Source organism: Paenibacillus sp. USHLN196 (assembly GCF_037144955.1).
GTDB lineage: Bacteria > Bacillota > Bacilli > Paenibacillales > Paenibacillaceae > Paenibacillus > Paenibacillus xylanexedens_C.
The window spans coordinates 1-24,307 of record NZ_JBBCYH010000022.1 but is presented as its reverse complement, the minus strand read 5'-3'; the positions used below and the strand labels follow the sequence as shown (position 1 = coordinate 24,307).

At 42.1% G+C, this 24,307-nt stretch carries 28 protein-coding genes and 2 pseudogenes; 27 read left to right on the top strand and 3 right to left on the bottom strand.

Features of this window, described 5'->3' with window-relative positions; all coding sequences use genetic code 11:
• Nucleotides 1–39: 39 nt before the first annotated feature.
• The 16 genes from WFI24_RS31310 to WFI24_RS31235 all read left to right on the top strand — a co-directional run bounded on the left by WFI24_RS31310 (nucleotide 40) and on the right by WFI24_RS31235 (nucleotide 13,026).
• Entirely contained in the window at nucleotides 40–498 is a 459-nt protein-coding gene (locus tag WFI24_RS31310; RefSeq protein ID WP_175395102.1) for a MarR family winged helix-turn-helix transcriptional regulator, read from the top strand.
• 80 nt (nucleotides 499–578) lie between these two features.
• Complete coding sequence (locus WFI24_RS31305) at nucleotides 579–1,985, top strand: NAD(P)-binding domain-containing protein (RefSeq protein ID WP_175395101.1); 1,407 nt, start codon at nucleotides 579–581, stop codon at nucleotides 1,983–1,985.
• Nucleotides 1,986–2,320: 335 nt separating this feature from the next.
• The gene (locus tag WFI24_RS31300) at nucleotides 2,321–3,040 is read left to right on the top strand and encodes a winged helix-turn-helix domain-containing protein (RefSeq protein ID WP_175395100.1); all 720 of its coding nucleotides are present in this window, start codon (nucleotides 2,321–2,323) and stop codon (nucleotides 3,038–3,040) included.
• Entirely contained in the window at nucleotides 3,040–3,468 is a 429-nt protein-coding gene (locus WFI24_RS31295) for an arsenate reductase/protein-tyrosine-phosphatase family protein (protein WP_175395099.1), read from the top strand. Before WFI24_RS31300 ends, WFI24_RS31295 begins: the two co-directional genes overlap by 1 nt.
• Before the next feature lie 122 nt (nucleotides 3,469–3,590).
• The gene (locus WFI24_RS31290) at nucleotides 3,591–4,580 is read left to right on the top strand and encodes a PstS family phosphate ABC transporter substrate-binding protein (RefSeq protein ID WP_024634425.1); all 990 of its coding nucleotides are present in this window, start codon (nucleotides 3,591–3,593) and stop codon (nucleotides 4,578–4,580) included.
• 83 nt (nucleotides 4,581–4,663) lie between these two features.
• Entirely contained in the window at nucleotides 4,664–5,581 is a 918-nt protein-coding gene (gene pstC / locus WFI24_RS31285) for a phosphate ABC transporter permease subunit PstC (protein WP_024634426.1), read from the top strand.
• Entirely contained in the window at nucleotides 5,582–6,475 is an 894-nt protein-coding gene (gene pstA / locus WFI24_RS31280; protein WP_024634427.1) for a phosphate ABC transporter permease PstA, read from the top strand.
• Between the two features lie 19 nt (nucleotides 6,476–6,494).
• Nucleotides 6,495–7,247 carry a phosphate ABC transporter ATP-binding protein PstB gene (gene pstB, locus WFI24_RS31275; RefSeq protein WP_024634428.1) on the top strand — a complete coding sequence of 251 codons (753 nt, stop codon included), beginning with the start codon at nucleotides 6,495–6,497 and terminating at the stop codon, nucleotides 7,245–7,247.
• A gap of 124 nt (nucleotides 7,248–7,371) precedes the next feature.
• Nucleotides 7,372–7,695 (top strand): ArsR/SmtB family transcription factor, encoded by a 324-nt coding sequence (locus tag WFI24_RS31270; protein ID WP_024634429.1) that lies wholly within the window; start codon nucleotides 7,372–7,374, stop codon nucleotides 7,693–7,695.
• 155 nt (nucleotides 7,696–7,850) lie between these two features.
• Nucleotides 7,851–8,177 carry an ArsR/SmtB family transcription factor gene (locus WFI24_RS31265; RefSeq protein WP_175395098.1) on the top strand — a complete coding sequence of 109 codons (327 nt, stop codon included), beginning with the start codon at nucleotides 7,851–7,853 and terminating at the stop codon, nucleotides 8,175–8,177.
• 107 nt (nucleotides 8,178–8,284) lie between these two features.
• Complete coding sequence (locus WFI24_RS31260; protein ID WP_312884243.1) at nucleotides 8,285–9,580, top strand: arsenic transporter; 1,296 nt, start codon at nucleotides 8,285–8,287, stop codon at nucleotides 9,578–9,580.
• A 38-nt stretch (nucleotides 9,581–9,618) separates the two neighbouring features.
• Nucleotides 9,619–10,038, top strand: coding sequence for an arsenate reductase (thioredoxin) (arsC, locus tag WFI24_RS31255; RefSeq protein WP_175395097.1), 420 nt, complete (start codon nucleotides 9,619–9,621; stop codon nucleotides 10,036–10,038).
• Between the two features lie 57 nt (nucleotides 10,039–10,095).
• The gene (arsD, locus tag WFI24_RS31250; protein ID WP_175395096.1) at nucleotides 10,096–10,461 is read left to right on the top strand and encodes an arsenite efflux transporter metallochaperone ArsD; all 366 of its coding nucleotides are present in this window, start codon (nucleotides 10,096–10,098) and stop codon (nucleotides 10,459–10,461) included.
• Nucleotides 10,462–10,480: 19 nt separating this feature from the next.
• The gene (gene arsA / locus WFI24_RS31245; RefSeq protein ID WP_175395095.1) at nucleotides 10,481–12,262 is read left to right on the top strand and encodes an arsenical pump-driving ATPase; all 1,782 of its coding nucleotides are present in this window, start codon (nucleotides 10,481–10,483) and stop codon (nucleotides 12,260–12,262) included.
• Between the two features lie 17 nt (nucleotides 12,263–12,279).
• Nucleotides 12,280–12,561, top strand: a complete 282-nt coding sequence (locus WFI24_RS31240) for a HesB/IscA family protein (protein ID WP_076215288.1) — start codon at nucleotides 12,280–12,282, stop codon at nucleotides 12,559–12,561.
• A gap of 27 nt (nucleotides 12,562–12,588) precedes the next feature.
• Complete coding sequence (locus WFI24_RS31235; RefSeq protein ID WP_076215291.1) at nucleotides 12,589–13,026, top strand: protein-tyrosine phosphatase family protein; 438 nt, start codon at nucleotides 12,589–12,591, stop codon at nucleotides 13,024–13,026.
• Nucleotides 13,027–13,123: 97 nt separating this feature from the next.
• Here the strand turns inward: WFI24_RS31235 and WFI24_RS31230 are convergent, their stop codons facing one another.
• Nucleotides 13,124–13,639, bottom strand: a complete 516-nt coding sequence (locus WFI24_RS31230; protein ID WP_175395094.1) for an arsinothricin resistance N-acetyltransferase ArsN1 family A — start codon at nucleotides 13,637–13,639, stop codon at nucleotides 13,124–13,126.
• A 383-nt stretch (nucleotides 13,640–14,022) separates the two neighbouring features.
• On the opposite strand from WFI24_RS31230, the gene WFI24_RS31225 reads away from it, so the two are divergent.
• From WFI24_RS31225 to vcpD, 8 genes are read left to right on the top strand one after another with little or no spacing between them, the layout of a single operon-like run.
• Nucleotides 14,023–14,325: a carboxymuconolactone decarboxylase family protein gene (locus WFI24_RS31225; RefSeq protein WP_024634194.1), complete on the top strand. Its 303-nt coding sequence runs from the start codon at nucleotides 14,023–14,025 to the stop codon at nucleotides 14,323–14,325.
• A gap of 12 nt (nucleotides 14,326–14,337) precedes the next feature.
• Nucleotides 14,338–15,606 (top strand): ATP-grasp domain-containing protein, encoded by a 1,269-nt coding sequence (locus WFI24_RS31220; protein ID WP_175395093.1) that lies wholly within the window; start codon nucleotides 14,338–14,340, stop codon nucleotides 15,604–15,606.
• Nucleotides 15,603–16,817: an MFS transporter gene (locus tag WFI24_RS31215; RefSeq protein WP_175395092.1), complete on the top strand. Its 1,215-nt coding sequence runs from the start codon at nucleotides 15,603–15,605 to the stop codon at nucleotides 16,815–16,817. Before WFI24_RS31220 ends, WFI24_RS31215 begins: the two co-directional genes overlap by 4 nt.
• Nucleotides 16,810–17,634, top strand: coding sequence for a putative arsinothricin biosynthesis methyltransferase ArsM (gene arsM, locus WFI24_RS31210; RefSeq protein ID WP_024634197.1), 825 nt, complete (start codon nucleotides 16,810–16,812; stop codon nucleotides 17,632–17,634). The genes WFI24_RS31215 and arsM overlap by 8 nt, the downstream gene beginning before the upstream one ends.
• 36 nt (nucleotides 17,635–17,670) lie before the next feature.
• Nucleotides 17,671–18,945 carry an arsinothricin biosynthesis radical SAM protein ArsL gene (gene arsL, locus WFI24_RS31205; protein ID WP_175395091.1) on the top strand — a complete coding sequence of 425 codons (1,275 nt, stop codon included), beginning with the start codon at nucleotides 17,671–17,673 and terminating at the stop codon, nucleotides 18,943–18,945.
• A 16-nt stretch (nucleotides 18,946–18,961) separates the two neighbouring features.
• On the top strand, nucleotides 18,962–19,675 hold the full coding sequence (locus WFI24_RS31200) for an MIP/aquaporin family protein (protein WP_336765725.1): 714 nt from the start codon (nucleotides 18,962–18,964) through the stop codon (nucleotides 19,673–19,675).
• A 31-nt stretch (nucleotides 19,676–19,706) separates the two neighbouring features.
• Nucleotides 19,707–20,822, top strand: a complete 1,116-nt coding sequence (locus tag WFI24_RS31195; RefSeq protein WP_175395090.1) for a GTP-binding protein — start codon at nucleotides 19,707–19,709, stop codon at nucleotides 20,820–20,822.
• A 15-nt stretch (nucleotides 20,823–20,837) separates the two neighbouring features.
• Complete coding sequence (vcpD, locus tag WFI24_RS31190; protein ID WP_175395089.1) at nucleotides 20,838–21,245, top strand: ArsD-related vicinal cysteine protein VcpD; 408 nt, start codon at nucleotides 20,838–20,840, stop codon at nucleotides 21,243–21,245.
• Between the two features lie 109 nt (nucleotides 21,246–21,354).
• On the opposite strand, the gene WFI24_RS31185 is transcribed toward vcpD, so the two are convergent.
• A complete protein-coding gene (locus WFI24_RS31185) occupies nucleotides 21,355–21,804 on the bottom strand; it encodes a MarR family winged helix-turn-helix transcriptional regulator (RefSeq protein ID WP_175395088.1) in 450 nt (149 codons plus the stop codon).
• A 375-nt stretch (nucleotides 21,805–22,179) separates the two neighbouring features.
• Between WFI24_RS31185 and WFI24_RS31180 the strand changes: the two genes are divergently transcribed.
• The 3 genes and pseudogenes from WFI24_RS31180 to WFI24_RS31170 form a co-directional block, all read left to right on the top strand.
• A complete protein-coding gene (locus WFI24_RS31180; protein WP_175395087.1) occupies nucleotides 22,180–23,280 on the top strand; it encodes an ABC-three component system protein in 1,101 nt (366 codons plus the stop codon).
• A complete protein-coding gene (locus tag WFI24_RS31175; protein ID WP_081718267.1) occupies nucleotides 23,280–23,786 on the top strand; it encodes an ABC-three component system middle component 2 in 507 nt (168 codons plus the stop codon). Before WFI24_RS31180 ends, WFI24_RS31175 begins: the two co-directional genes overlap by 1 nt.
• A pseudogene (locus tag WFI24_RS31170) lies at nucleotides 23,783–24,169 on the top strand (AAA family ATPase); the annotation flags it as partial. The gene WFI24_RS31175 and the pseudogene WFI24_RS31170, both read left to right, overlap by 4 nt.
• Before the next feature lie 36 nt (nucleotides 24,170–24,205).
• Here WFI24_RS31170 and WFI24_RS31165 read toward each other — a convergent pair.
• Nucleotides 24,206–24,307 (bottom strand): annotated as a pseudogene (locus WFI24_RS31165) (IS30 family transposase); the annotation flags it as partial.

Below are 24,307 nucleotides of genomic sequence, written 5' to 3'. Positions count from 1 at the left end.
TACAAATAATATGATTATAATAGACACCAAGAGGTGATCATGTTGCCGGATAACCAAAACCCAAGAGAGTTATTACAGATCATGGTACGTCGCTTCGGCTTGCTGGATAAAAATTGTTGCACGGTTGGAGAGCAGGAAATATCTTTAATCCAAAGTCATATCCTATATGAAATTGACCATCAACATGAGCCATCTATGCAACAAATTGCCGAAACGCTAGCCATGGATATTACAACCTTTAGTCGTCAAATACAGACGTTGATTAAGAAAAACCTGGTCTTAAAAACACCTCATCCTGAAGATCGGAGAGTATACATTCTGAGATTGACGGTAGAGGGGAAGTTTGTAGCGACAGCTATAGATCATCGGATGAATACACATCTGGAAGAGGTTTTTTCTTTCATGACCGATACAGAAAAAGCAATCGTTATGCAATCTGTTAAACTGCTTAATGAGAGTATGTTAAAATCGAAAATGTGCTGTACGTCAGTGGGGTAATGAGCATTATTACCCCGTTACATTTCTCTAATACTTGTAGGTTGCAAATATATTTAACTAACTACTGGAGGTCATTTGAAATGAAAAACATTGAATTTAAACCAGTCGAGTCCTGTTGTGAACCTACGCTCATGGAAAAGCAGATCTCTCTTCAAGATCCTGTACACCAAGGAGAGCTATCTCATTTACCTGTAGCCATCATTGGTGCTGGGCCTATTGGTCTGGCAGCAGCGGCACATCTGATTGAAGCTGGCCAATCCTTTATCATTTTTGAGGCGGGGAGTAAAGTAGGTGAGAATATCTCCAAGTGGGGCCATGTTCGTCTATTTTCGCCATGGCAGTATAACCTAGATAAAGCAGCAGAAAGGTTGTTGACGAAGAATGGGTGGATTGCCCCATCTCCAGACGAATTACCGACGGGACATGAGCTGCGTGATCAGTATTTACGACCACTCGCTGAGTTACCCGAGATAAACTCCGATCTTCATTTGAATACACGTGTTGTTGGGACCAGTCGCAAAAATACAGATAAAATGAAAACACCCGGTAGAGAACAACAACCTTTTGTCATCTATGTAGAAGAAAAAGGAAAGGCCAAACAATATGAGGCGAGAGCTATCATTGACGCTTCGGGAACCTGGGGAAAAGCAAATCCGGTGCTTTCAAGCGGAGTACTGACTTCGCAGGAGCAATCTCTTCATAAACAGATATTCTATGGTATACCGGATGTACTTGAAGCCGATCAAGTGCGCTACACGGGTAAACATATTGCTGTCGTAGGTGGCGGCCATTCAGCCTTAAATACCTTACTTGATTTAGCTAAACTGCAAGAAACGAATGCTCATACAAAACTGACCTGGATTATGCGAAGAGATCAAGTAGAGGAAGCTTATGGTGGAAAAGCGAATGATCAACTGGAAGCTAGGGGGGAATTAGGCAGTCGCATGCATGAATTGGTGGATTCCGGAAAGGTTAGTGTGGTCACTCCGTTCCACATTCAGGAGTTGAAGCAAGATGGGGAGAGAATCACTATTCGTGGAGAGCAGCTTGGGGAAAGCCGCGAACTGCAGCACATGGATGAAATCATTGTGAATGCAGGAAGCCGACCTGACTTTTCCTTCCTTGGCGAACTACGTTTGAGCATTGACCAGGCAACAGAAAGTGTGGAAACGTTGGCTCCGCTGATCGATCCGAACGTTCATAGTTGCGGTACCGTTCGACCTCATGGGGAAAAGGAATTGCGTCATACAGAACCAGGCCTGTATATTGTGGGTATGAAAAGTTATGGCCGTGCACCGACCTTCCTGATGGCCACAGGTTACGAACAAGTTCGATCTGTAGTTGCTTTTCTGGCGGGTGATCTGGAGGCTGCTGCAAAAGTAGAACTCGATCTGCCTGAAACAGGGGTATGCAGTGTCAGTCGTCCACAAGCAAAGCAAGTTCAAGCCACCGGTGATTGCAATTCCTCTTGTTCTAATGAAGGATGATATAAGTTGAAATTTCAAAAAAGGTACGTTAACAACCTAATTGTTAACGTACCTTTTTATATTCTTCTTGAATTTTCCTGCTTCCGTCAATTATTATGGCTCGGTCTACTTCTTCAAACGGTAATTATGTTGATATGGTTATCTTTTAGCCACTCAATCAGGATTGCTGAAAACCAGCCTTTTGTAAAATTTCTGTAAAACCATTTGCTTTAGGCAAATTGAGTATTACAATATAAGCATAGGCTTATATTTGTCTGAAATAAAGTTTTTTTATCGACACTCAAGTATCTCAAGAAGATTGATTATAGTCTACGGAAGAAGGTGTGCTTTTGCTTATGGAATGGATGGACTTTGTACCAAAACAAATTTTAGTTATTCATCATAATCCAATGATGATCAGCTTATTACAATTCGGTTTATCCAAGCAAGGATACCACGTCAAAAACTTTGAAGATAGACACTATACAGATTCGAGTCATCTGGATCTGATTATTTTAGATTCGAAGCGAGCCAAGGAGAGGGATATTCTTTTGACAATACAGTCTTTTCGACATACGCCACCAATTCTCTTGCTTGCTGAGACGCCCGTTGATGATGAAAGAAATGAAGCTGGAGAAGGTTTAGATTTTGTTAAGGAAAATCTTAACGTTCCTTTTGAATTTGAGGAATTGAACTTGAAACTAAAGTTGATTTGGGCCAAGTACAGAATGAAGATTCGACCTTATGACTGGCAAGTATCTGTTCAACATAAAGCATTTAAGTTAAATGAAATTGAAATTTATCTCGATTGTATGGAGATACGTTTGGGGCATGTTCGTCAGGCACTACGCAAGGCAGAAATTTATCTGTTAATGCAACTTCTTCAACGGCCAGAGCAGTATACATCGGCTGAACAGCTAAAACTTTTGCTAGCGAAAGACATTGTACTGGACCGGAGGCGTGTTGAGTATTACGTGAATGAACTGCGGCGGAAGATAGAGATATTTGATGATTTGATTCATATTCAGACGAAACGAAACTTTGGATATTGCTTGCAATTTAAAGGAGTGAGTTAATGAAGCAGCCCAAACGAATATTTTTCTGGTGTACACATAATCGTTGTCGAAGTCAGCTCGCGGCTTCGTATACTTCTTTCTATGCGGACAGACGGGTTCAGGTCGATAGCGGAGGAATTGATCCGAGGCCTGTTCATACACTCACCGTTCAAGTTCTTCAGGAAGAACATGTGCCTTGTCATGAAGAGTCGGGCAAGCTCCTCAATATGATTTCATTTGTAGATTCCGACGTTATTATTATACTGTGCGATGAGACCAGAGAGGCCTGTCCCGTAATCCCTTTTGGTCTGGATTACCGAGTATGGCCGATTACCGATCCACTCGCTGCAAATAATCCTACGATCCTTGCTGTTCGTCAAACTAGAGATGAGATCAAAATGTACGTGAGAGAGCTACTTAACGAATATGGATTACTCCGGACTTTTTGAATCCAAAACGATTGTGGCTAAACCTTTTACACAGATTTAACACAAAAGGAGAATTCATTTAATCATATAAACTAATAATGATATGTGTATATAAACATTAAATTTTAGGAGCGATGGGGATCATGAAAAAGGGAAAATGGTTTTATATGCTGTTGGTGCTGGTAGGAGCACTATCTTTGTCAGCATGCGCAGGGGGTACAGCTAGTACAGGTAGTAACGAGAGTTCAGGGAATGGACAAACCGCTACATCAGAAGAACAAGGCACCTCGGAAAAATTGACAGGAACGGTGGATATTGACGGATCAAGTACGGTATATCCCGTTACTGAGGCGGTAGCTGAAGAGTTTGGTAAAGAACATGGAGATGTCCGTGTCACCGTTGGTGTTTCAGGTACAGGAGGCGGGTTTAAACGATTTGCTAACGGAGAGACGGCGATTAATAATGCATCCCGTCCAATTAAACCGGAAGAAGCCGAAAATGCGAAAGCAAATGGCGTAGAGTATCTGGAACTTGAAGTTGCATATGATGGTCTTTCCGTCTTGGTCAATCCCGAGAATGACTGGGTCGATCATCTGACTGTAGAAGAGTTGCACAGCATCTTCAAACCTGGAAGTACAGTCATGAAATGGAGTGACGTACGCAGTGAATGGCCAAATGAGAATATTAAAATCTACTCACCAGGTGCCGATTCAGGAACATTTGACTACTTCACAGAAACGGTAAACGAGGAAGCGCAGCAAAGCCGGAACGATGCGCAAGTTACATTCAGTGAAGATGATAATACACTGGTTCAAGGTGTGGCAGGTGAGAAGTATTCCCTTGGGTATTTCGGATTTGCTTACTATGAAGAGAATCAGGACAAGTTGAAGGTGGTTCCCATTGATGGAGGAAACGGTCCAATTACACCTACACACGAAACGATTAATGATGGGACCTATGCACCTCTATCCAGACCGCTTTATATTTATGTGAACAAACAAAAGCTGGAAAATCCTGAAGTTATGGCATTTGTTGAATACTACTTGACGAATGCTGCTGAATTGTCAGAAGAGGTCGGCTATATTCGTTTGCCAGAAGAAATGTATAAGGAAGATTTGGAGAAGTTAAAGTAACCGCGTAAACCTTAACGTGTGTGATGCTTCTTGGGGACCAAGAGGCGTCACACACGCTTTAGTTTTTAATGAGGAGAGCTGATATGAACACAATACCCCAAGGAAATCATCCTTTTCGCTCTAACCAGGTGCGATACGCAGATTATGTGATGCCTTTCCTTTTATTCTTATGTGCATTGGTGTCCATCCTTACAACAATAGGCATCGTATACACACTCGTTTCAGAATCCATTGCATTCTTCAAGCAGGTGCCGATTCTTGAATTTTTAACAGGTACGACTTGGGCGCCGTTAATTCAGCCAGTAAGCTTTGGGGTAGTTCCGTTAATGTTTGGAACATTGATGGTCACGCTAATTGCTTGTTGTATTGCCATCCCTGTAGGGCTGGCAACAGCCATTTATTTGAGTGAATATGCAACACTGCGAGTACGAAACATCGTGAAACCTGTGCTAGAGGTTTTGGCCGGAGTTCCAACCATCGTTTATGGATATTTTGCCTTAAGCTTTATTACCCCTGTCATTCAAACGCTTATTCCCGGAACGAGTCTGTTTAATGCCCTAAGTGCAGGAATTGCCGTTGGCGTGATGATCATTCCTATGGTTTCATCACTCAGCGAAGATGCCATGAGAGCTGTGCCCAGCAGTTTGCGATACGGGGCTTATGCGCTGGGGGCAACACGATTTGAAGTGGCTGTACAAGTTGTTCTTCCTGCAGCATTATCCGGAATTATCTCTTCATTTGTTCTTGCCTTTTCTCGTGCTATAGGAGAGACCATGATTGTAACTGTTGCAGCAGGTGCGACTCCTCAGCTTACGGCGAACCCACTTGATAGTATTCAAACCATGACAGCTTACATCGTGCAAGTGAGTTTGGGTGATACTCCGCATGGATCACTAGCGTATGGATCTATTTTTGCTGTAGGTCTTACGTTGTTTGTAATCACGCTTATCTTAAATATCATTGCTGCGGCTGTATCGAAAAGATATAGGGAGGTCTACTAAATGCCTGAAACGGTTGTGAAGCAGAACATCCAGAGTACAGAAACAAAACAGGTTCAGGCCAGAAAAAAAAGAGACGGTTGGATGAAAATTTTGTTTCTGGCGGCGACGTCCGTCGGGGTACTTGCACTTATGCTTCTTATTATCGATATTATGATTGACGGAGTTGCTACATTTACTCCTGAGTTATTTACCAATTACCCTTCTCGCAGGGCAGAGGGGTCTGGCTTGAAGTCAGCCCTCGTTGGAACGCTCTATATGGTCTGTATCATGGCTCCAATTTCATTTCTTATTGGTGTCGGAGCAGCTATATTTTTGGAAGAGTACGCAAAGAAAAACAGGCTGACTAGACTAATACAGCTTAATATTAGTACACTTGCCGGAGTTCCATCCATTGTCTATGGTATCCTGGGACTCACCATTTTTGTGAGAGGATTAAACCTGGAGCGAAGTCTGATATCCGGGGCATTAACCATGACACTGCTTGTCCTGCCGGTGATTATCGTGTCTGCACAAGAAGCGATAAAAGCCGTTCCAGGTTCCCGCAGAGATGCTTCTTTTGCACTGGGAGCCAGCAAATGGCAGACCGTACAACGTTCTGTCCTTCCGTCCGCTTTTCCAGGGATCTTGACGGGGATCATTTTGGCAGTGTCCAGAGCAATCGGAGAAACGGCTCCTCTGGTGATGATTGGAGCTTTAACCTATGTAGCCTTTTTACCTAGTAATCTGATGGACCAATTTACGGTGCTTCCTATACAGGTATACAACTGGATATCCAAACCGCAGACTTCGTTTCACGATTTAGCCGCGAGTGGTATTATTGTTCTGCTCATTCTGCTGCTTACACTTAATCTGATTGCCGTTGTATTGAGAAATAAATATCAGAAAAACCTGTAATTTTAAGGAGACATATTGTATGAACGCCATTCAAATTCAAGACTTGAGTGTATTTTATGGACAGCAACAGGCTGTGAAAAATATTAGTCTAGATGTACCTGAACATTCCATTACTGCGTTTATTGGTCCTTCGGGCTGTGGAAAATCAACACTTCTTCGAACCATTAACCGGATGAATGATCGTATCGATGGGGTGCGAATTGAAGGAAATATTCGCATTATGGGGCATGCTATCTATGATGATCAAGTGCGTGTGGAACTACTCCGAAAAAAAGTGGGAATGGTGTTTCAGCAGCCTAATCCGTTTCCCAAATCAATCTATGATAATATCGCTTATGGTCCTCGGTTACACGGCATTACCCGCAAACCCGAGTTGAATGATATTGTGGAGAAGAGTCTGAAAGCAGCGGTTTTATGGGACGAAGTGAAAGACCTGCTAAAAAAATCCGCTCTGCAGCTTTCAGGAGGACAACAGCAGCGCTTATGTATCGCCCGAGCTCTGGCGATGAATCCTGAAATTTTGCTGATGGATGAGTCTACTGCTGCATTAGATCCGTTATCCACCCTTAAAATTGAAGAACTCGTTAAAGAACTTCGACAATCCTATACGATTGTGATGGTGACTCACAACTTGCATCAAGCTGCAAGGATTTCAGATCATTGTGCCTTTTTTCTGGATGGAGAACTGATTGAATACGACGACACAAGCCAAATATTTAGTAACCCGAAAAATCCAAAAACGGAGAATTATGTTGCAGGTCGTTTTGGTTGAAGGTTATGTTCACGAAAGAAGCATTACACTGACTTCCTTGATTTCAACATATCCTTGCTTTAGAATATAAATATAAACTTATATATCAGTTAGGATTGTTGAACGCAGGGAAGGATGAACGCAAATGGAATCTATTGAACAAATTTCAGATAAGTTAAAGTTGCTTGGAGATAAAACCCGTCTGACCATGCTCATTCTCTTAAGAGAGAAAGAATGGTGTGTATGTGATTTTGTTGAAGTACTTGATATGTCTCAACCCGGAATTAGCCAACATTTACGCAAATTAAAGTCTCAGGGGATTGTTAGCGAAACACGCCGGGGGCAGTGGGTATACTATTCCTTAGATGTAGAAGATAAGCCATATATTAAAGCGGTGCTCGATCAGATGCCAGATCAGGAAACTGTGCTACTGTCTTTGGGGAAAAAAGGAGTCGGTTCCCAGTGTTAAGGGAGGCTGAATACTCAACCGAATAAAACGGTGTGCGTGGACTTTTTATACCATGGAGTCGACGCACACTTTTTTTACGGTAAAGGATTGATACAATTAAATAATTATATTATAATATAATTATTAGATTATATATTCTGGAAGGAGGAATTCAATTGAAGACCATACATGAAGCGGCAGACAAACTAAAGCTCTTGGGAGACAAAACCCGTTTAACCATGTTGACGCTCCTTAAAGATCGGGATTGGTGTGTTTGCGAATTTGTTGATGTCTTGGATATTTCTCAACCGGGGATTAGTCAGCATTTACGTAAATTAAAGGATCAAGGGATGGTTAAGGAAAATAAACGAGGACAGTGGGTCTACTATTCTTTAAATGTGGATGATACACCTTATATCAAAACCGTTCTGGACGCCATGCCTGATTCCCAAAACATTCTCCGGACTTTGAACAAGGTGGACGTACCTCGCATTTGTAGTTGAACTTTTGATCATTATATAAGTACATCATTATATAATGATTGAATGACATGAAGGTATGAGGAGAATGTTATTAGCTATACTGTATTTGATTAGAGGAGGTAGAACTTGTGTTTTCTGTCGTCATGGCCTGCATTATCTTTTTAATTACGCTAGTCCTCGTCATCTGGCAGCCTAAAAACCTGTCCATTGGTTGGTCAGCTTGCGGCGGAGCAATTCTTGCTTTACTTGTGGGTGTGGTCAATCTCCAAGACGTCTGGGATGTGACGCAAATTGTTTGGAATGCCACGCTTGCGTTTGTAGCGATCATTCTGATTTCGTTAATTCTGGATCGTATCGGATTTTTCGAGTGGGCTGCCTTACATATGGCCAAGGCTGCTCACGGAAATGGTGTCCGGATGTTTGTTTACGTCTCGATCTTGGGTGCTGTGGTTTCTGCCTTCTTTGCCAATGACGGAGGCGCACTGATTCTGACACCGATTGTTCTAGCCATGGTACGCGCACTGAATTTCGATGAGAAAAAAGTGTTTCCATTCATTATCGCCAGCGGATTTATTGCGGATACGACCTCTTTGCCACTGGTTGTAAGTAACCTGGTCAACATTGTATCTGCTGACTTCTTTGGGATTACATTCATGGAGTACGCAGGAAGGATGTTTGTTCCGAATCTGTTCTCACTGGTTGCGAGTATCGGCGTATTGTATCTCTTCTTCCGAAAGAGTATTCCCAAACGTTTTGATGCCAGTGAATTGAAACCTCCGGTATCTGCCATTAAAGATATGAAAATGTTTCGATTGTCGTGGGTGGTCTTGGGAGTTCTGCTCATTGGATACTTCACCAGTGAATTCGTTGGTATTCCCGTATCCCTTGTGGCCGGTGTTGTCGCGATATTCTTCCTGTTCATGGCTTCCCGCAGTTCTGCTGTACCGACTACATTGGTGGTCAAAGAAGCGCCGTGGGCCATCGTATTCTTCTCCATCGGCATGTATGTCGTAGTTTATGGTCTACGTAACGTGGGTTTAACGGATCTCCTGGCCGTGGTCATCCAGGCTGTGGCGGATCAAGGATTGTTTGCTGCAACGATTGGTATGGGCTTTATCGCAGCAATTATTTCATCCTTGATGAACAATATGCCTACCGTGCTAATTGATGCACTTGCCATTGATGCAACAACGGCTACGGGAACGGTTCGGGAGGCGCTCATCTACGCCAATATTATTGGATCAGACCTGGGGCCAAAGATTACCCCGATCGGTTCACTGGCGACGCTGCTCTGGCTTCATGTGCTTAGCACGAAAGGCGTCAAAATCTCATGGGGAACTTACTTTAAGACAGGTATCATTATCACCGTTCCGACTCTGCTTATTACGCTATTGGGTCTGTATCTGTGGTTAAGCATTATATAAAAGCATTCTATAATTCAAACAACGAGGAGACGATGAACATGAGTAAAAAAACACTGTACTTCCTATGCACAGGCAACTCTTGCCGGAGCCAAATGGCCGAAGGCTGGGCCAAGAAATATCTAAGTGAGGACTGGAACATCTATAGTGCAGGCATCGAGGCACACGGTCTGAATCCAAAAGCAGTGGAAGCCATGAAAGAAGTTGACCTGGATATTTCCACTCAAACTTCCGATATCATTGATTCAGAGTTGTTGAACAATGCTGATTTTGTAGTCACATTGTGTGGAGACGCCGCGGATAAATGTCCAATGACACCACCACATGTCAAGCGGGAACACTGGGGATTCGATGATCCTGCCAAAGCGCAAGGTACAGATGAAGAGAAGTGGGCTGTATTCCAAACGGTTCGTGACCAGATTGGGGAGCGCATTAAAACGTTCGCTGAAACCGGCAAATAATACAAACTGCCGGGAGAATGTTTCCCGGCTTTTCTAATTTCGAAAGGGGTGTTCGGTTTGAAAACAATGGAGATCTACGATCCTGCGATGTGTTGTTCTTCCGGCGTGTGTGGTCCGGGTGTTGATCCGGAACTGATTCGTGTATCTGCTGTCGTCCATAATCTGCAAAAGAAACAGTTTCAGGTATCTCGTTATAACTTATCCAGTGAACCTGATGCTTTTGTGTCAAGTCCGCTCGTAGGACAGCTTTTGGCTGAAAAGGGTCCCCAAGTGCTGCCAATTATTATTGTTGATGGGCAAGTCGTAAAGGAAAGTGCTTACCCAAGCAATGACGAATTTGTTCAATGGACGGGTCTGACGGAAGAAGAGCTAGTGGCTAAACCGAGAATACGACTTGAAGTCAACACCAAATCTAAGCTTTAGGGAAGAAGGTCCTCTCAACATGTTAAACCGATTTGAACCGAAATCCATGTCGTTAACCCCTTATCTGTTTTTTACCGGAAAAGGGGGCGTAGGCAAGACGTCCACGGCTTGTGCAACAGCCGTATCCCTTGCCGATTCGGGAAAGCGTGTTTTGCTGGTGAGCACCGATCCAGCTTCTAACCTACAGGATGTTTTTGGTATGGAGCTTTCTAATCACCCCGTACCTGTAATTGGAATGAAAAATCTGGATGCCGCCAATCTCGATCCTGAAACCGCTGCTAATGAGTACAAAGCTGAGATGGTTGGGCCATACCGCGGCGTGCTTCCAGACACAGTGATCGCGACGATGGAAGAGCAATTATCTGGAGCCTGTACGGTTGAAATAGCTGCCTTTAATGAGTTCAGTTCCATGCTGACTAATCAAGAACTGCGAGAGCAGTATGATCACATCTTGTTCGATACGGCTCCGACAGGGCACACGCTGCGTTTGTTGCAATTGCCAACCGCCTGGAGCGGGTTTTTATCTGAAAGTACACATGGGGCTTCCTGTCTGGGACCGCTTGCCGGTCTGGAAGCGAAAAAAACATTATATGAGGATGCCGTCCAGACCTTGTCTGATTCCAATGAAACGACACTTGTACTGGTCACTCGTCCGGATGATTCTCCGCTGAAAGAAGCTGCGCGGGCATCGCAAGAGCTTGGAGAGATCGGTATTCAGAATCAGTTGTTGATCGTGAACGGGATGCTTTCTTCGGTTATGGAGCAGGATACGGTTTCTTCTGCTTTTTACGGTCGACAGGTACGTGCATTGGAGAAGCTTCCTGAAGCCGTTCAGCAGCTTCCAATTTATCAAATTCCTCTAGCGCCATTTAACATCACTGGCATTGAGCATTTGCGTCATTTCTTTGATGCCCCGGAGGTTAGCCTGGTACAGGAGAAAAATGTAAATCCTTCGTTGGTTTTCCCCTTGCAACATCTCATAGATGATATGGAGAGCAAAGGGATCCGAGTGATCTTCACCATGGGAAAAGGCGGCGTAGGCAAAACAACGGTTGCATCTGCTATTGCAGTTGGTCTGGCAGAGAGAGGTCACCGGGTACATCTGAGCACAACCGATCCCGCTTCCCATCTGAGTCATGTGCTCGAACAAGAGACGGACAACATCACCGTGAGTTGTATCGATCCGAAGGTTGAACTGGAACGATATAAACAGGAAGTCCTGGAGCAGAACAAGGATTCTTTGGACGAGGATGGTCTGGCTTACCTGGAAGAAGATTTAAGATCGCCTTGTACTGAAGAAATTGCAGTTTTCCGTGCATTTGCCAATCTGGTTGAACGAAGCAGCCATGAGATTGTCGTTATTGATACGGCTCCAACAGGGCACACGTTACTTCTTCTCGATGCAACGGAAGAGTATCATAAGGAGATTGCACGTTCAGCAGGTGCCATACCGGCTGCGGTTCAGCATTTGTTACCACGACTTCGTGATCCGAATGAAACAAGTGTTGTTATTGTTACACTCGCAGAGGCTACACCGTATTATGAGGCTTTTCGTTTGGAACAGGACTTGCAGCGGGCCAGTATACCAACCAAGTGGTGGACTATTAATCAAAGTTTTGCCGTGACAGACACCATGGATCCTATTCTTAGCGGACGAGCCATTGCTGAGCAGGAATGGATTCAGCAGATTCATAAAGCTTCAGAGGGAAACACCGTAATTATTCCTTGGGAATCCAAAGAGGTTGTTGGTTATGACAGTCTAAAGACCTGGACTGAAGTAGTAAGCCCGAATGAAGTATAAAAGGAGACTGATCGACGATGGTGATTACCGATGGAGCAAAAGCCTATATTGTAGAAATGATGAGAGAAGCAGGCGTGCATACGCTTCGATTTGCCATGGTTAGCGGAGGGTGCTGTGGGCCCAGTTATCAACTAGGGCTCGCTGATCCTGATGAGAATGATGTGGTACAGGAAATAAATGCGATTCGCGTAGCTGTTGATCCTGAGATAGTAGCTACCGTAAAATCAATCACCCTGGATGTGGAACAATACGACGATGGACTTGGACTCGTCGTTAGTGGAGGCTCAAGTTGCTGTTAAGCACAATTAGAAAACAGGAGGATAACGATGTCTAACTATCATGAACTGGTTAAAGGTAAAGTATATATTGGGGGAGCAGATGCTGCTCTAAGTGCGATTAAGGAGCAAGGTGTAACTGAGGTATTTGATCTCCGAGATGATGGTAAGGCACAAGAAGGATTTCCTGATTCAGCACACCGACATCATTATCCAATTGTTGAAAATCGGAATGATCAGGAAGAATCCATCAAGTCCGCTATTCAAGCCGTGACTGAAGCTGTTCAGGAAGGTAAAAAAGTATTCTTTCACTGTGCTGGTGGCCGGAACCGTACGGGTACAGTAGCTACAGCTCTTTTGATGAACTTGGGTGAAGCTACTACAGTTGAAGAAGCCGAAAAACTCGCAATGGAGAGACGTCCGGACATTTCAATCAAGCCTGAAATGCGTCATGTACTGAAGAATATGTATGAAGCAAATAATAGTTAATATTATTTCTTTTAATAAAGGGACGTTGTCATACACAATGACGACGTCCCTTTATCATTTTTTTTAGTAGTCGCTGAAGAGCGTTGTTTTCATCCCTTTATCCGTGCATTCCAGCTTGGTGAATGAGTTTTTCCATAATCATAATATCAATAAGTTCGCCATCCATAATACCTTGCTGTTCAAAAACACCTACAGTTCGATACCCCAGTTTCTGGTATAATCCTTGCCCAGCCTTATTAAAGGGAAAGGTAAACAACACAATTTTATGAAAGTTATGCTTCCTCGCTTCATTTTCTAACTCCAAAAGGAGCGCATTTCCAATGCCTTTTCCACGATACTCTCTATGAATATATATCGACAAATCAGCGACACCGTGATAAGCACAACGGTGCGAGTACGGATTTAACGAAGCCCATCCAATAACTTGTTCTGATACCTCTGCTACCAATGCGACATGTCTCCCTTGATGTTGGTTAAACCATTTTTGTATGTATATCATATCTTTCGTTTCCGTTTCTAGCGTTGCAATTCGATCTTCAATGCCTTGATTGTAGATGCCCAATATACTATTTAAATCGTTCACTTTGGCTTGGCGGATAGATACCATTTGCATATAAGAATCCCTCACTTTTTAACTATCTATTGTAAGTAAATAATGAATTCATGAACAGACTTTAGCATGACTGTTTTTGGAAATCAACACTTAAATTTAATGTTGAACAACGAAAAATAAAGTTGCTATTTGCAAATTATCAGAATATAATAAAGGAAAATTATTCAAGTAAATGTATTTTGTATCCTTATTTTAAGGTGAATTAAGCCATAAATAATGAAGTGTATTCAATGTGTGATTCTTATTCATTTAAATGTGATATATAACAAGGCGTGTAATTACTTGCGTTAAACAACTATTATAAGTGAGTTATCATGTCTGTCTTTACATAAGGATAGATTGATATAAATGTACTAACCATTCTATCGTGAGGTGAATTTAAAATGCTCCAATTATTGCCTGAGCTACATCGGAAGTATACTGATTTTGTGGAAGAAGCTCTAAGAGCGGAGTACCTCTCACCCAGAGATCGAGCATTAGTTGAACTAACAAGTGCGATGATAATCGGAGATCAAGAAGATTTGAGGAAGGCACTTATTTCTGCTAAGCAAGAGTTCATTACGAACGAAGAAATTGGACAAGTTGCCGGTATCATCGCCGTAGCCAAAACAAAGAAATTATTCAATGAAACCTCCACTCAAGAAGGTATCTTGCCACAGAGTTCCCAATCCGAGTGTTGCAGATAAGGAGGGATTAAAATGGTGAATCGTCCTGCAGTTCTGCTTATTGGTCGGCGAGATGATGTTGAGGAAATCCTTTTCATAAAGGAACAAGGCTATAAGGTGGTTCTCATGAATACGAAGATACCTTTTGAAGATGCCATGATTGCAGATTTCCCTTTTGAAATGGATTTGAATCAGGAAGAAGAGGCAATCGCTAAGGCAATCGAAATATCTAAACGGCTTTCTATTGTTGCTGTGTATACGAATAATGAATATCGCATCGTTCTAGGTGCGAAAATAGCCGAGGCCTTGGGTCTGCAATTCCACTTATCTTCACAGGCCGCTTTAAATTGCCGCAGCAAAGCACAAACCCGCGCATGTTTAACCAAACACCAGGTATCCCCCATCCAATACGCTTTAATCCAAACACCTGCAGAGATACTACACATCCTTAGTGAAATGAAGTTACCCGTTATCGTAAAACCTTCTAATGATGCGGGCAGTCATATGGTACAAAAATGTAATACGTTAGAAGAAGCATGGAGTGCTGCTGAACTTATTAGCACTAATGCTCTAAACTGGGTTGGACAACCTTTAGAGAAGCATATTCTCGTAGAGGAATACATCGAAGGACCTGAATTTAGTGTTGAGTCATGTACGATCAATGGAACCACACATATCATTGCAATTACCGCTAAAAATACATCCGCATTAATTGAAGAAGGACACTTGGTACCCGCTCTATTATCAGAACAGGATTCTACCCTGATTCAAGAGGTCGTTATTAAGGCTTTGGCGGTCCTAGGCGTAGATTATATTGTCTCCCACACTGAAGTTAAGCTTTCTACTCAAGGACCCAAAGTAATCGAGGTGAATGCGAGGGTGGGCGGAGATCAAATTCACAACTTGGTTCATGCTGTTACCGGATATGATCTGCGTAAGTTGGCATTTCATATTGTTACGGGGGGAACCTTTGCAAGTGCTCCTAGGGACATACCCATCACGGATTCAGCCCAAATTCAATTTTTACTTGCGTATCAAGATGGAAATGTTCGATTGAACAAGAACGCAGCTCAATCAATTGAAGGAATAAAGCAAGTTGAGATCTCTGTTCAAAATGGTGATTACGTAACGATGACTAAAAGCAACTATAATCGGTTGGGCTATATGATAGCTCATGGTGTAGATGGTAAGCATGCATCTCAAGTCTTGAATACTGCGAAAGAAGCCATGCATTTTTTCATAACAAAGGATCAAGATGGAGAGGTGCCTTCGTCCACTGATAAACGTATGGGTGTCATATGAAAAAGAATATTATTTTCCTGTGTTTATCTGTCTTTATATTGGTCGTAGGTACCGGGATTGTAGCGCCACTACTAGCTCCTTATGCAAAAAACTTAGGGGCAACCGGTTTGTGGGTCGGAACGTTGTACAGCGGATTTTACGTAGTTCGTCTTTTAATTGGTACACCGATCGGGAGATTGGCAGATAAAAAAGGACCTAAAGCCATCCTGATCTATAGCCTGATACTTTATCCCTTTATCGCACTAAGTTATGGATTAGCAAGTAGTATAGCGGGACTTCTAGGGGCGCGGTTACTTCATGGCGTAGCATCAGCCATGATGCTACCTATGGCTATGGCTTACATGGGCGAAATCAGCCCTAAAGGGCAAGAAGGCAAGTATATGGGGATATACAACACTGCTATTTTCTTGGCAAATGGGTTGGGACCCTTGCTCGGTGGATATATATCAGTTCAGTACGGGACACAGAATGCATTTTTCTCCTTACTCGGCCTTGCGATCATCGCCTTAGTTATTGTCTTTGTTTTACCTTCATCAAGGGCGAAGAAAGAAACCAATGTGGCTGATCTTAACGAAACCAATTCAGAGCGTACTCATCTGAAACGATCTCCCTGGAGACATCCCGGGATTCTAGCATTGTCCTCCGTCAATGTCATTGTAGCTGTTCTTTCCATGTTCATGATTTCCTTCTTCACCCTATACGCACAAAGCAGAGGGCTTAATGCCCTGATGATTGGTTTATTAATTGCCTTAAACAACATTATTATAGGTGCAACACAGGTCCCGCTAGGTTGGGTGGTTGACCGTTTTAATAAAATGAAGTTAATTCTCATCTCAGCTATGTTAACCACGATTCTTTTAATGATGTTTCCATCTATGCATTCGCTTTGGACGATCGCCTTACTAATGATTGGAACCGGCCTAACTTCTGCAGTCACGCTTGCTTCATCTTCTGCACTGTCAACTGTTCTAGGAAGAGAGGCGGGGATGGGGGCGACGATGGGATTCCTGGGTTCTGCGACAAGCTTGGGAATGATTTTGGGTCCGCTGACATCTGGCATTCTAATGGACACTTTTCAAATTGACACTACGTTCTATTTCTCAGGTTTCCTTTGGATTCTAGGCACCCTTGTTTTCTATGTATTATGGACTGCCTATGTCCGTTCCATAAAAATACAAAGCATCTCGAAGGGAGAAATAACAAATGTCTAATCAAGAACTGGTAGTTTCCAATGTTTCAAACTGCTGCTCACCTGGTCCAGCTGAATTGGATGCAGCAACGCAAGCAATCAAAGACTTTTATAACTCTGTAGCTGAAGGTGAAGGTAACTACTCGGAAGGAACGGATAAATTTTCTCCGTCCGGACCTACAGAACGTATTAAAGAGTTTGTTCTTGCTTCAGATAAACAGCGAATTCTCGATATCGGTTGTGGTATGGGAACAACACTGCTCTCTTTGGTGGAGTCACATGAAGATGGAAAGCAATTTATTGGTGTAGATTTCAGTGAGAACATGATTGCCCGTGCCAGGGAAAAAAGCACCCAATTTCCAGATGGGTTTCGTAAAAAGTTGGGCTTCTTTGTTGCCGATGTCCAGTCGCTTCCGTATATGGATGGCCAGTTTGATTTGATATACAGTGAGTGTGTTCTGAATCTGGTGCCTGACCGGATTAAAGCCATCCAGGAAATTACACGTGTGTTAGCACCTGGGGGTACCTTTATCTACACGGATTTTGTTTCTTATGCACCCGTCCCGTCTTCCATCAAGAATGATTTGTCCTTGGTTAGCGGTTGCCGCGCTGGGAGTATTCAGTTAAGCGAGAACATTGCCCAAATTGAAGAAGCGGGGTATATCGATTTGGAAGTTATCAATTTTACAGATGACAAAAACAAACGATATCGTGAGCTGATGGAATCGAGTGAAGAGTATAAAGATGAATATCTGCAATTTCAGCAGGATCATGCTGAGGCCCATCATTTTTTAGAAGAAAAAGTAGGCTATTACTTGATTAAAGCCACGAAAGTTTAACCGAAGAAGAACCTTGAAAGATAGGGAGGAAGGCTCATGAAGGTCCTGTTGGTTTCTAACTTTGAAGGTGGCTATCAACCGATGACGGTAGCTACAGCCTTGACCGCTTTATTACATGCAGATTTCGATGTGTCTGTGCTTGATACTTATGTCGAAGGAATTGATGAAGGACGATTTCTGGATCAAGAGCTTATCGCCATTTCCATTCCATTATTTGATGCTGTTCAAGCGGCCACTGAACTAACTCAAATCATTCGTCAGGTTAATCCCAAGGCTCATATTACGTACTTTGGTCAGCATGCAACTATTAATGCCAGCCGACTTGCCGGGAAGTATAGTGATTCCTGCGTTTGTGGAGAGTGGGAGAGACCTTTGGTCAATCTTGCAAAGTATCTGTCTGGAGACACTGATTGTACCCTGGATGGGGTTCTCATCGGACGTGATGCTCTGCAGGGTAAAGAAATTCATCCGTATATGTCGAGAGATCATTTAAGCGTTCCGACACGGCATATGCTTCCGCCGCTCTACAAGTATCCCCAGAAGCAAATCAACAAACTATTAGGCTCTGAGCAGATCGTGGGCTCCACTGAAATCGCACGCGGGTGTCATCATAAGTGTCTGTATTGCTCGGTATATGCTGCCTATGAGGGTAAAGTCATCCTGGTATCTGAATCGATTGTACTACAGGATGTCAGAAACCTTGTCGAAGGGGGAATGACGCACTTATCCTTTATTGATGCAGACTTCTTTAATGCAAAATACCACGGTATCAAGATATTGCGTCAGTTACATGAGGATTTTCCTGATCTCACTTACGACTTCACTACCCGAGTAGATCATATTCTTGAAAATAAAGAAACATTAGCTGAAATGAAAGGGCTCGGTGTTAAGTTCATTACATCAGCGTTAGAATTTCCATCGGAAGTTGTACTGGATGCCGTAGCCAAAGACACCTCTATTCAAGATATCGAACAGGCTATTGCATATCTCCGCCACATCGAGATTTCACTCAATCCAACCTTTATCATGTTCAACCCCTGGACCAATACAGAGGATTTAACAACTTTCCGCTCTTTTGTAGATGATAATGACCTGAAGAGCATCATTGACCCCATACAATATGAAACAAGACTGTACCTATATAAGGGCTCCCCTTTACTGAGACAAGCCTCTATACAAACACTTGATCTGATTGAACATGAGTTCTATTACGAATGGAAACACCCTAACCCCGATATGGATGAACTATTTCAAGAGATCGTTACTGTTCCTGAAGACGGTATTTTTAAACGCTGTTGTTTAAAATGTTAAGAGGGGGGACAACCATTTGAATGCGACAGAAGTCAAAGATGGTTTTCCATTATTGAGCTTTGAAACCAGTCGCAGTTCTTTACTACTTGATCTCCGAAAAAAATGGATAGCTGAGTTTATTGGAACCTTCTTCTTAGTATTTGCCGGCACAGGTGCGGTAGTAGTAGATACCACTACAAAAACATTAACACATATCGGGGTAGCTATAACGTTTGGGCTTGTGGTCATGGCTTTGATATATGCTTTTGGACATGTATCAGGTGCTCCCTTTAACCCGGCAGTCACCCTCGCTTTTTATTTCTCAAGACAAATCACAGCGATTGAAGCCTTCTCTTATGTTTTCATACAATGTGTTGGAGCCTATGCAGCGAGCCTTACCTTACTATTTATGTTTGGTAATGTAGGGAGATTGGGAGCAACGCTTCCTTCAGGTCCCTGGTTGCAAAGTGCCATTTTGGAATTCATTCTATCCTTTATTTTAATGATGGTCATTTTAAGTTCTGCTGTCCATGCAAAAGCATCAAAATCATTCGCTGGAATCGCTATAGGAGGAACAGTCGCTCTAGAAGCGATGTTTGGAGGTCCTGTAAGTGGGGCATCTATGAATCCTGCACGATCTTTAGGCCCAGCTTTGGCCTCCGGACACTTGGAGTTTTTATGGATATATATCCTATGGACAACCATGGGCGCGATCACGGCTGCTTATGTCTACAGAATACTTCACGAATAACCATTTTGAATGAAAGAGGAGGAGCGTTTATATGAAAAAGGTCCAAATGGTGTTGTTAGGTGGCTTCCTAGGAGCGGGGAAAACAACAACAATGATACAAATGGCCAAAGTTTTACAAGAGCAGGGGAAACAGGTCGCCATCATTACTAACGATCAAGGGAAAGAATTAATTGATACTGAACTCGCACAAATCAGTGGACTGGAAACCAAAGAAGTAACAGGGGGATGTTTCTGCTGTCGGTTTGAAGACTTGTATGAACATTTGAACCAACTTACTTTAGAAAAGAAACCTGATTACATCATTTGTGAAGCCGTTGGTAGTTGCACGGATCTCGCTGCAACGGTCATTCAGCCCTTAAAACAGAATTATGCTAACGAGTTCACAACGGTACCCTTGACTATTGTGGTTGATCCGGCTAGATTGTTGGCTGAATTAAATGAAGAAGAAGCAGGACGTCTTCTATTTTCTCAATCGGTTAGTTATATTTTTGAGAAGCAGTTGGCCGAGGCAGATATTATTGCTGTAAATAAACTGGATCAATACACGGAAGAAGAGATGGATAGAGTGGTCACGTATCTTCATCAACGCTATCCGAATTCAATCATACAGCCGATCTCAGCGACTACAGGTGTTAACTTAGCCCCTCTACTCGATTTATGGAATAGTACAATTCCAAGCGGCCACAAACTTTTGGATATTGATTACAGTGTGTATGCTGAAGGGGAAGCCAAGCTTGCGTGGATGAATATGCTGGGTGACGTGAAGCATTCGGATGGAAAAGCATTCGATCCTCAGCAGTGGGTAGATGGACTTTTAAGTAAATTAAACGGGCATTTTTTGAGGGAAAAGATGGCCGTAGCGCATCTGAAGGTACATGCTGGTAATGATACAGGCTATGTCAAAGCAAGTGTTGTTCAAACAGGTGCAGCACCTATATACACCAATAGCTACTCACAAATGGGTAATCAGTACCGGGTCGTTCTGAACATTAGGATTGAAGCTTCACCGGGACTTCTGGACTTAGTCGTATCGGATGCGATTGCCTCCATTGATCAGGACCTGGAAACGGTTTGGGATCAAACGTACCACGAATGTTTTAGTCCACTGCCTCCACAACCGACTCATCGGATGAAAGTAACTTCTTAAAGTGAGGAGGAACATATGTTGAATACAAAAAACTCTATCGAACTCTTTCCAAATATAAATAGTCAGCAAACAACAGATTGTTGTGATGAAAATGGGTTAGAATCTGCCGATTGCTGCTCTACTCCAGACTATTCCGCTTCTTTGAGTGTATATACTGAAATTAAGCAAAAATTAAAAGAGACATTTGAAAACGAAGTTACTATTCATGTGTATGATTATTCCCTACCTATGGATCGAGCGCTTGCAAAACGGAAGTTAAGATCTCTATTCGAAGAGCGAGGTTTTGCACATATACAGTCAGATAAGCTCATCGAGTTTGCTACACCTGCCGTTGTCATTAATGGTGAGCTTATGAGTTTTGCGGAACAGGTTGAATATGAACATCTCGAGAAAGCTTTACGTTCCAAGTACACACTACAGTAATGTATGAAGACCGCCGAGAGACCTCGGTGGTCTTTTGTTGTATGTAACATAAGCCAGATAATAGATATCTTAAAAAATCTGTGACTGTAGGAGGAGTTAGAGTGTGTGTTTATCCCTTCACAGGTTGACAACAGTTATCAGATTGAAGCATTGCTTTATTCAACAGTTTAATTGAGTTAATCACCATCTCCTTCTCAAATCCACTCATATGCGAAAAGATTTCATCTAGATAGGCACTCATTTGCTGATCAATAGTGGTTGCAACAAACTTCCCTTCGGTTGTAAGTGAGAGTAGATATACACGTCTATCTGTAGAATCTGGTGCTTTGTTAAGTAACTTAAGCTTCACCAAGGATTGAACCTGTCTACTGAAGGTTGTAATATCTGTTCCTAAAGTGTCGGCAATTTGCTGCATGGAGGGATTGTGCTGACGATCTACCTCATACAATATATGACTTTGGGCCGGCGACACATCAATAGCTCCCACGGTACAACAATTCTTATTGAGCAGACCAAACCGTCTGGTCATGATTTGGAACAACTCGCGTACATTTTCCATGTTTTATCACCTCACTTCAGTTATATCTTAACGCATGCAAAATCACAATTGTATATTTGGATTTTCGTTTGTTGAAAGTGTTAGCAGATAAGAATAACACATAGGACTACATAAAACTCAAGTTTTATATAGGAATTATAAGAATTTGTACTGTTAATGTCAGTTGCAAATATGTAACATGTTTTATAACATATGATTCGAGAAATCCCCTTAATCCATGTCATATCAGACACAACAGACTTTAATTTAGCTTTTTCGTTTTGTGTGTTACAAATATCATAATACCACCTCTCAATTGATGGAATATTTAGGTGATTATACTGGCTGCATGTGGTACTATTTTACTAAATATTGTATAGATTGGAGTGAACAAATGTGAACGATGAGGAAGAATTAGAGATACCAATTCCTGTTATTCAGAAGAAAATCACAAATGCGGATTTACTCTTAGGAAAGACTATTGAACCGATTAAAAGATTACAAGTTATTTCCGAAGATGACTTTGAAGATTTAGTTTGTGAATGGGCTACAGGATATCTTGCTCAGACATATGTAAAGGTTCGCCGCTGTGGGGGAGCCGGTGATATGGGTAGAGATGTAGTTGCATATTCAGTCTATGACAAGAAGGAGCAACTTATATGGGATAATTATCAATGCAAGCATTACGATAATGCTCTTACTCCCAGCAATATTTGGATAGAACTTGGAAAACTTTGTTACTACACTTATATTGGTAAATATACTGTTCCTAGAAAGTATTACTTCGTAGCCCCAAAAGGTGTATCTACAACTTTAGGAGATTTAATAGATGAGCCTGAATCTCTAAGAAAAGGACTCATAGCAAACTGGGAAACAAAGTGTAAGAAAAAGATTACCATTAAGCAGAATATTGAATTACAAGGAGATTTCTCTGATTATGTTACCTCCTTCGATTTCACTATTATTGATAGTGTTGAACCACAAAGATTAATCGAACAACATGCTCAAACTAGATATTTCCCTTATAGGTTTGGTGGACTTCAAAAGAACCGGCCTCAGCCAGTGCTTCCTCCTGAACAAATTGCAGAAGATGAGTTGTTATACATTACGAAGCTCCTTGAGGCATATTCTGATAGTCATAAAGTAAAGCGGATTATTGTTAAAGAGCTTCCTGAACATCATAACTTTTTTAACCATTTTGAAAGGCAAAGGAAATCTTTTTATTCTGCTGAATCACTAATGAGGTTTGAAAGAGATACACTTCCTCCTGGTGTAGATGCTTTTAAAGAGCTGAAGGAAGAAGTTTACGATGGCATAATAGATATACTTGAGTCTGAACATGAAGATGGATTTGAGAGAGTCAAAAAAGTTTGTCTAGCAGCTCGAAACCTAAATGTACCGAGTTATCCTCTATACAATTCACTGAAGGGTAATGATTTGGCAGGGATATGCCATCATCTGGCTAATGAAGACGAAATTAAGAAATGGGTGAACTAATGGCAGAGCATTCGGCGAATGATATGGCTTTTAATTCTCCATTGGAGATTGGATTAAGAGCTTTAATCATATTATCAGTGAATCAGCCGGCTTATCTCGATTTGCAAAGATTGGTTTACTACGATTACTTAGTATTACATACCAGGGATATCGGTGATCCCAATTCACCGGATTCAATTCACCCCGCTACTCCTCATCGTTCAGGAGAAATTGTTGTTCGAAGGAAAGCTATGCAAGATGGGTTGGATTTAATGTACAGTAGAACCTTATTAGAAATTGTTTTTGGGGGAAATGGTGTTTCTTATATAGCCACGGAATTATCAAATGCTTTTCTAGATCTTTTTGAGTCTGAGTATTATAAGTTATTACGGAACAATGCATTTTGGGTTAGTCAATTTTTTTCAGAATACTCGGATGAAGAACTAAAAGGATATATTGATAATAAACTTGGAAGTTGGGGAGGAGAGTTTATGTACGAAGCTCTTACAAGGAGTGGTCTTGAATGATTTACGGCTTTGAACTTAGAAAGCTCCGAATTATAGGGAATGATGAGAAAGCTTCAGAGGTTTCGTTTAAGAGTGGATTGAATGTGATTGCAGGCCCGTCGAATACAGGGAAAACTTATATTTTTGAATGTATTAACTTTATGTTAGGTGGTACCGAGTTACCTGAACCCATCGATGAAGCTAAGGAGTATCACACTGTCCAGCTTGAGATAATCAGCCGTAATAACCAAGTCTATACTCTTGAGAGAGGACTGACAGGGGGAAAAGTTAAAAAATATAACTCAGCTATTTCGGAAATTGAATCTAATAGCAAATTTACAGAATTAGCTCAAAAGCATGCGAAGAAAGAAAGCGTATCCAGTTTTCTCATGAAGTTGTCTGGCTTTATAAACACAGAGTTATTTGTAATTGACAGATTGTCAAACCAAGTGCGACAGTTCCTCTGTGAAAGATTCGTGAGCGGTTCTCCAGCCCAAGCATTTTCGGGGTCTGTGGTTAATCAGATCCAGTGAGTGGCCGAG

Coding starts and splice junctions, on each gene's coding strand:
- WFI24_RS31220 (WP_175395093.1), top strand. CDS start 14,338: ATGGTGAATCGTCCTGCAGTTCTGCTTATTGGTCGGCGAGATGATGTT.
- WFI24_RS31290 (WP_024634425.1), top strand. CDS start 3,591: ATGAAAAAGGGAAAATGGTTTTATATGCTGTTGGTGCTGGTAGGAGCA.
- arsL (WP_175395091.1), top strand. CDS start 17,671: ATGAAGGTCCTGTTGGTTTCTAACTTTGAAGGTGGCTATCAACCGATG.
- WFI24_RS31175 (WP_081718267.1), top strand. CDS start 23,280: ATGGCAGAGCATTCGGCGAATGATATGGCTTTTAATTCTCCATTGGAG.
- pstA (WP_024634427.1), top strand. CDS start 5,582: ATGCCTGAAACGGTTGTGAAGCAGAACATCCAGAGTACAGAAACAAAA.
- pstC (WP_024634426.1), top strand. CDS start 4,664: ATGAACACAATACCCCAAGGAAATCATCCTTTTCGCTCTAACCAGGTG.
- vcpD (WP_175395089.1), top strand. CDS start 20,838: ATGTTGAATACAAAAAACTCTATCGAACTCTTTCCAAATATAAATAGT.
- WFI24_RS31240 (WP_076215288.1), top strand. CDS start 12,280: ATGGTGATTACCGATGGAGCAAAAGCCTATATTGTAGAAATGATGAGA.
- WFI24_RS31225 (WP_024634194.1), top strand. CDS start 14,023: ATGCTCCAATTATTGCCTGAGCTACATCGGAAGTATACTGATTTTGTG.
- WFI24_RS31185 (WP_175395088.1), bottom strand. CDS start 21,804: ATGGAAAATGTACGCGAGTTGTTCCAAATCATGACCAGACGGTTTGGT.
- WFI24_RS31310 (WP_175395102.1), top strand. CDS start 40: ATGTTGCCGGATAACCAAAACCCAAGAGAGTTATTACAGATCATGGTA.
- WFI24_RS31235 (WP_076215291.1), top strand. CDS start 12,589: ATGTCTAACTATCATGAACTGGTTAAAGGTAAAGTATATATTGGGGGA.
- pstB (WP_024634428.1), top strand. CDS start 6,495: ATGAACGCCATTCAAATTCAAGACTTGAGTGTATTTTATGGACAGCAA.
- arsC (WP_175395097.1), top strand. CDS start 9,619: ATGAGTAAAAAAACACTGTACTTCCTATGCACAGGCAACTCTTGCCGG.
- WFI24_RS31300 (WP_175395100.1), top strand. CDS start 2,321: ATGGAATGGATGGACTTTGTACCAAAACAAATTTTAGTTATTCATCAT.
- WFI24_RS31305 (WP_175395101.1), top strand. CDS start 579: ATGAAAAACATTGAATTTAAACCAGTCGAGTCCTGTTGTGAACCTACG.
- arsM (WP_024634197.1), top strand. CDS start 16,810: ATGTCTAATCAAGAACTGGTAGTTTCCAATGTTTCAAACTGCTGCTCA.
- WFI24_RS31230 (WP_175395094.1), bottom strand. CDS start 13,639: ATGCAAATGGTATCTATCCGCCAAGCCAAAGTGAACGATTTAAATAGT.
- WFI24_RS31195 (WP_175395090.1), top strand. CDS start 19,707: ATGAAAAAGGTCCAAATGGTGTTGTTAGGTGGCTTCCTAGGAGCGGGG.
- arsA (WP_175395095.1), top strand. CDS start 10,481: ATGTTAAACCGATTTGAACCGAAATCCATGTCGTTAACCCCTTATCTG.
- WFI24_RS31295 (WP_175395099.1), top strand. CDS start 3,040: ATGAAGCAGCCCAAACGAATATTTTTCTGGTGTACACATAATCGTTGT.
- WFI24_RS31215 (WP_175395092.1), top strand. CDS start 15,603: ATGAAAAAGAATATTATTTTCCTGTGTTTATCTGTCTTTATATTGGTC.
- WFI24_RS31270 (WP_024634429.1), top strand. CDS start 7,372: ATGGAATCTATTGAACAAATTTCAGATAAGTTAAAGTTGCTTGGAGAT.